The organism is Staphylococcus sp. EG-SA-15 (assembly GCF_017151895.1).
Classification (GTDB): Bacteria; Bacillota; Bacilli; order Staphylococcales; family Staphylococcaceae; genus Staphylococcus; species Staphylococcus aureus.
Genome location: NZ_JACVZN010000016.1, coordinates 48,519 through 55,372, shown reverse-complemented (window position 1 = coordinate 55,372; position 6,854 = coordinate 48,519). Strand labels below are relative to the sequence as shown.

Below are 6,854 nucleotides of genomic sequence, written 5' to 3'. Positions count from 1 at the left end.
ATTTGAACAGGTTTTTTTTGAGGTGCAAATCGTTTAACAACGTTACCTTCGCGATCCACTAAAAACTTAGTGAAATTCCATTTGATTTTCTCATTAAAGAATCCGTGTTGTGCCGCAGTCAAATATCTAAATAAAGGTAATTGATGTTCCCCTTTTACGTCTATTTTTTGATGCATAGGGAAGGTAACACCATAGTTTAATTTACAGTTTTGAGCTGCTTCTTCGCCTGATCCAGGTTCTTGACCACCAAATTGATTACAAGGGAAACCTAGAATTACAAACCCTTGATCTTTGTATTTCTCGTATAATGATTGCAAACCTTCAAATTGTGAAGTAAAGCCACATTCGCTAGCTGTATTAACAATTAGCATAACGTCACCCTTATATGCATCTAATTTGTAAGTAACACCTTTATTTGTTTCTACTACAAAATCATAAATTGTCTCCATTGTATCATCCTTTCGATTTACTTAAAATGTACCACAAAATCGTGTAATAGTCTTTACTAAAACTCTATGATAGAATACTTTGAGTAGGATTTTATTAAGGAGATGTATAACATGGCTCAGCAACAAATTCATGATACTAAAAATAAACTAGAAAAAGCTGTCTTAGTCGGTGTACATGCTCAAGATGATAAGCAATTTAATTTTGAGTCTACAATGGAGGAATTATCATCTTTATCAGAGACTTGCCAACTTGAAGTGTTGGGTCAAATTACTCAAAACAGAGATCGTGTAGATCGCAAATATTATGTTGGTAAAGGTAAAATTGAAGAAATTCAAGCATTTATTGAGTTCAAAGATATTGATGTAGTCATCACAAATGATGAATTAACGACTGCACAATCCAAATCACTAAATGAAGCTTTAGGTGTAAAAATTATTGATAGAACTCAGTTGATTCTTGAAATATTTGCATTAAGAGCAAGAAGTAAAGAAGGTAAATTGCAAGTAGAGCTAGCACAACTTGATTATTTATTACCTAGATTGCAAGGCCATGGTAAAAGCCTTTCTCGTTTAGGTGGCGGTATTGGAACTAGAGGCCCTGGTGAAACGAAGTTAGAGATGGATCGCAGACATATTCGAACTCGTATGAATGAAATTAAACATCAATTGCGGACGGTAGAAGAACATCGCGAAAGATATCGAAATAAAAGAAATCAAAATCAGGTGTTTCAAGTAGCTTTAGTTGGTTATACAAATGCTGGTAAATCATCATGGTTTAATGTTTTAGCAAATGAAGAGACGTATGAAAAAGATCAATTATTTGCAACGTTAGATCCTAAAACACGACAAATTCAAATAAATGATGGATTTAATTTAATTATTTCAGATACTGTTGGTTTTATACAGAAACTACCTACGACGTTAATTGCAGCTTTTAAATCAACTTTAGAAGAGGCTAAAGGTGCAGATTTATTAGTACATGTCGTAGATAGTAGCCATCCTGAATACCGTACGCAGTATGACACAGTTAATGATTTAATCAAACAATTAGATATGAGTCATATTTCTCAAATAGTTATTTTTAATAAAAAGGACTTATGTGATCATGCATCAAATCGTCCAGCAAGTGATTTGCCTAATGTTTTTGTTTCTTCTAAAAATGATGGTGATAAATTACTTGTTAAGACGTTATTTATTGATGAAATCAAAAGGCAATTAACTTATTATGATGAGACAATTGCGACGAATAATGCAGATCGATTATATTTTCTAAAACAACATACATTAGTGACTGAACTTAAATATGATGAAATTGAAAATGTTTATCGTATAAAAGGATTTAAAAAATAATAAAAGGACGAAATTCAAATGAAAGATATAAGTAAGATAGTAGCTGACGTCGAATCAACGTTAGCACCATATTTTAAAGAAATTGAAGAAACAGCATATATTAATCAAGAAAAAGTATTAAATGCATTTCATCATGTCAAAGCAACCGAAAGTGATCTACAAGGATCAACAGGATACGGGTATGATGACTTTGGACGTGATCATTTAGAAGAAATATATGCGCAGGCATTTAAAGCAGAAGATGCAATTGTTCGTCCGCAAATTATTTCAGGTACGCATGCGATTACTATTGCATTACAAAGTTTATTAAAACATGGTGATGAATTAATTTATATAACGGGTAGTCCATATGACACTTTACTTGAAGTCATTGGCGTAAACGGAAATGGTATTGAAAGTTTAATGGAGCACGGCGTATCGTATAAAGATATTGCACTTAAAGAAGGTAAGATCGATATTGAAAGTGTGTTAGATGGGGTTTCTGAGCGCACCAAAGTAATAGCGATTCAACGTTCGAAAGGCTATGATCAAAGACCTTCAATTCCGCTAGATGAAATTGAAAAGGTAATTACTAGGTTGAAAAACGTGCATCCTAATATTTTAATATTTGTGGATAACTGTTATGGGGAATTTGTTGAAAGACGTGAACCTATAGAATGTGGTGCCGATTTAATAGCAGGATCATTAATTAAAAACCCTGGCGGTGGTTTAGCTAAGATTGGTGGATACATTGCTGGTAGAAAAGATTTAATTGAACGATGTGGTTATAGATTGACAGCACCTGGTATTGGTAAAGAAGCGGGTGCATCATTAAATGCATTGCTTGAAATGTATCAAGGTTTCTTTTTAGCACCACACGTTGTCAGTCAGAGTCTTAAAGGTGCATTGTTTACTAGTTTATTTTTAGAAAAAATGAATATGAACACAACGCCGAAGTACTACGAAAAACGAACTGATTTAATTCAAACAGTTAAATTTGAAACGAAAGAACAAATGATTTCATTTTGTCAAAGTATTCAACACGCATCCCCAATTAATGCACATTTTAGTCCAGAACCTAGTTATATGCCTGGTTACGAAGATGATGTTATTATGGCAGCTGGTACGTTTATTCAAGGTTCATCGATTGAATTATCTGCAGATGGACCTATTCGTCCTCCTTATGAAGCATATGTTCAAGGAGGATTAACATATGAACACGTTAAAATTGCTGTGACAAGAGCTGTTAATCAGTTGAAAGAACAAGGACTTATATAATAGATTAAATTTCACCCTAAATGATAATGTGTTTTGGGTGAAATTTTTTGCGGAGATTTATCAGATTATTTTTAAAAATTGAAAAAATATTTTAGCTGTAGATTGTTTTATGTCGTTTTAGAAGTCGAAATCGCAGTTATATCAATGTTTTAAGCTTTATGTTAGAAAACCTGACATATTTTTGAAATCCTAAAAAAATTATGATAAGTTATTAACAAGTTCAAAAGTAGAGGAGAGGAACAATGATATCGAATGATGCAATCAGACGAAATATGGCTGTCTTCTCTATGAGTGTAGTAAGTAAGTTAACGGATTTAACGCCAAGGCAAATACGTTACTATGAAACACATGAACTCATCAAACCTGAAAGAACAGAAGGTCAAAAACGTCTGTTCTCACTCAATGATTTGGAAAGATTACTAGAAATTAAATCATTATTAGAAAAAGGATTTAATATCAAAGGGATTAAACAAATCATTTATGACTCACAAGAGCATTTAACAACAGATGAACAAGAGATAAGAAAAAAGATGATTGTAGATGCCACGCAAAAGCCTATTGGAGAAACTTTGCCAATAAATCGTGGTGATTTATCCCGATTTATTAAATAAAATTTGGAGGATTTTAAAATGCCAAAACGTACTTTCACTAAAGACGACATTCGTAAATTTGCAGAAGAGGAAAATGTAAGATATTTAAGATTACAATTCACTGATATTTTAGGAACAATTAAAAATGTTGAAGTGCCTGTAAGCCAATTAGAAAAAGTACTTGATAACGAAATGATGTTTGACGGTTCTTCTATCGAAGGTTTCGTACGTATCGAAGAATCAGATATGTACTTACATCCAGATTTAGATACTTGGGTAATCTTCCCATGGACTGCTGGACAAGGTAAAGTTGCACGTTTAATTTGTGATGTATATAAAACAGATGGAACACCATTTGAAGGGGATCCTCGTGCAAACTTAAAACGTGTATTAAAAGAAATGGAAGATTTAGGCTTCACAGACTTTAACCTAGGGCCTGAACCAGAATTCTTCTTGTTTAAGTTGGATGAAAAAGGGGAACCAACTTTAGAACTTAATGATGATGGTGGATATTTCGATTTAGCACCTACAGATTTAGGTGAAAACTGTCGTCGTGATATTGTTTTAGAATTAGAGGATATGGGCTTCGATATTGAAGCTAGTCACCATGAAGTTGCCCCTGGTCAACATGAAATTGACTTTAAATATGCAGATGCTGTTACAGCATGTGATAATATCCAAACATTTAAATTGGTTGTTAAAACAATCGCACGTAAACATAATTTACACGCAACATTTATGCCTAAACCATTATTCGGTGTGAATGGTAGCGGTATGCACTTTAACGTTTCATTATTCAAAGGTAAAGAAAATGCATTCTTTGATCCAAATACTGAAATGGGCTTAACGGAAACTGCATATCAATTTACAGCAGGTGTGCTTAAAAATGCACGCGGATTTACTGCTGTATGTAACCCGTTAGTAAACTCATATAAACGTTTAGTACCTGGTTATGAAGCACCATGTTATATTGCATGGAGTGGTAAAAACCGTTCACCATTAATCCGTGTACCATCTTCAAGAGGATTATCTACTCGTATCGAAGTACGTTCAGTAGATCCAGCTGCAAACCCATACATGGCGTTAGCTGCAATCTTAGAAGCTGGACTAGATGGTATTAAAAATAAATTAAAAGTTCCAGAACCAGTTAACCAAAATATTTACGAAATGAACCGTGAAGAACGTGAAGCAGTAGGCATTCAAGACTTACCTTCAACACTTTATACTGCATTAAAAGCAATGCGTGAAAATGAAGTTATTAAAAAAGCTTTAGGAAATCATATCTATAATCAATTTATTAATTCAAAATCAATTGAATGGGATTACTACAGAACTCAAGTATCTGAATGGGAAAGAGATCAGTACATGAAGCAATATTAATACGCTAAACAATGATGGGAAATAAGTAATATCAAGGGCTAGAGCGTTTTGCTTTAGCTCTTTTTTGATTTGGAAAGATGGGATTTCACTTGACCACTTTTGTTAAAAAATGGATTTGGTCAAGTTTTGGTCAAGTAAATGTTTTATGTATTTATTTTTTTAAAGCTGGGGAAGACCATTTTATATTTTAGTTCACATGAATTTTAATATATTTGGAGGTGATGAGATGAGGCGATAAAAGAACGTCGCGAAAACGTTGAGTATTACTTGAAAATAGCCATATTCATATTACTTCTCATCGAATTCATTTGCAGAACGTTCTAAGGTAAGACCCCGAAAAGAGGGACCTTACTACGCATTATTAAGGGGGTAATACTATATGAAAAGAGAAACAAAACAAAAAATATCTTTTTGTTTATCGATCGGTATTTTCATTTTAGTTATACTACTATTGATATTCTAAAAAATTAAAAATTTCGCCTCATCTAATTTATGAATTGCTATGATGAAATATTCAATACAATCAAAGAATTGATAGAAAACAAAGAGATATCGAGTTATCAAATTAATAAAGATACTGGGATAAGTTACGGTAATATTAATGCTATGCGCCGTAGAGAAAGAAGAATAGAAAATTTAAGCTTAAAGAATGCAAAGATCTTATATGAATATGCGAAAAAGGTATTGTAATATAAGCATTGAGTTCAATAGGCATACAATAACTGCCCAAACTAGTGACTGAGTGGGTGCTTTTATAGTATTAAAAGTTTTCTAAAAGTGAAAGAAATCATGTTTAGTGATTTACTTATGTTTTTCAAAATAGTATAATAATTTTATATAATATATAGAGCTTCAGTATACCTTTTGAGTATATATGGAGTTCTTTCTTTTTATACAAGATGTATATGTATAAATGGAAATATTTAATACATTACATAAAAACCTTTAGGTGCACTTAGAGGGATGTTAATCATAAAAAAAGAGATTTTGAAAAATATAGGCTATTATACTTTAGAATTACAAATTATAAATCTTGCCAGTGGATATGGGAGTTCAACATGTCACTTACCCCAATTTGTGGAATGTTAAATAACTATAAAGAGGAAAGGAGAAAAAATGATAAGAATGGTTAAAGAAAAAGAACGAATAGCAAAATTAAATTTCGAATAGCTGTGACGAGCTTAATAATTCAAGTACTTAATTTTATCAAATCGTTCTTTTAAAAAGGTAAAGGGCAAAAGACCTTTACCACATTAAATAGGGAGGTGGTATTTATGACAAGAGAATTAAGGAAAAAATTAACTCTCTATCTTAACATTGCAACTTTAATATTATTTATTATTAATTTAACTAGAAAAAAATAAATTATTCTTTCATTTTGACAAAAATTATGAACCAGTTTAAAGAAATTTATAATACAATAGAAAAATTACTAAATGATAAATCAATATCTAATTATAGAATTAATCAAGACACTGATGTTTCTTATGGTGGTATAAGTGAATTAAGAAGCGGGAAAAGAAAAGTGAATAATTTAACTTTAGAAACAGCGGAAAAACTCTATAATTACCAAAAACAATTAGAAATAATGATTGAAGATTAAAATAAGGCCATATTTTTGAAATATCATGGAGTGAGCCTTTTAAGTCATCTAATTTTAAAGTATATTAAATATGGATAACTTAATGTGAATATAAATAAAAAATTATCAAATAATATAATATAGAATAGATGGAGACAAGAAATTTTATCAATATATAAAAAAAACGCCAATACTATTAGGTATTAGTTTATGAATTAACTAGTTTGGCAACTAGAAAAAAACAAT

The 6,854-nt window shown here is 31.5% G+C and carries 7 protein-coding genes; 6 read left to right on the top strand and 1 reads right to left on the bottom strand.

From position 1 onward, the window contains the following. Nucleotides 1-449 (bottom strand): glutathione peroxidase (locus IDG64_RS08585; protein WP_206171305.1); only part of this gene is annotated, 449 nt, incomplete at its 3' end. 111 nt (nt 450-560) lie between these two features. Between IDG64_RS08585 and hflX the strand changes: the two genes are divergently transcribed. The 6 genes from hflX to IDG64_RS08555 all read left to right on the top strand — a co-directional run bounded on the left by hflX (nt 561) and on the right by IDG64_RS08555 (nt 6,629). Next, nucleotides 561-1,799 (top strand): GTPase HflX, encoded by a 1,239-nt coding sequence (gene hflX / locus IDG64_RS08580; protein WP_000068617.1) that lies wholly within the window; start codon nt 561-563, stop codon nt 1,797-1,799. An 18-nt stretch (nt 1,800-1,817) separates the two neighbouring features. Then, nucleotides 1,818-3,056 carry a methionine gamma-lyase family protein gene (locus tag IDG64_RS08575; protein WP_000652047.1) on the top strand — a complete coding sequence of 413 codons (1,239 nt, stop codon included), beginning with the start codon at nt 1,818-1,820 and terminating at the stop codon, nt 3,054-3,056. Nucleotides 3,057-3,298: 242 nt separating this feature from the next. Continuing rightward, on the top strand, nt 3,299-3,667 hold the full coding sequence (locus IDG64_RS08570) for a MerR family transcriptional regulator (RefSeq protein WP_000624945.1): 369 nt from the start codon (nt 3,299-3,301) through the stop codon (nt 3,665-3,667). 18 nt (nt 3,668-3,685) lie between these two features. Further along, complete coding sequence (gene glnA, locus IDG64_RS08565) at nt 3,686-5,026, top strand: type I glutamate--ammonia ligase (RefSeq protein ID WP_001126603.1); 1,341 nt, start codon at nt 3,686-3,688, stop codon at nt 5,024-5,026. 492 nt (nt 5,027-5,518) lie between these two features. Then, nucleotides 5,519-5,716: a hypothetical protein gene (locus IDG64_RS08560; RefSeq protein WP_001789891.1), complete on the top strand. Its 198-nt coding sequence runs from the start codon at nt 5,519-5,521 to the stop codon at nt 5,714-5,716. A 688-nt stretch (nt 5,717-6,404) separates the two neighbouring features. Continuing rightward, nucleotides 6,405-6,629 carry a hypothetical protein gene (locus IDG64_RS08555; RefSeq protein ID WP_001789892.1) on the top strand — a complete coding sequence of 75 codons (225 nt, stop codon included), beginning with the start codon at nt 6,405-6,407 and terminating at the stop codon, nt 6,627-6,629. Nucleotides 6,630-6,854 lie beyond the last annotated feature (225 nt).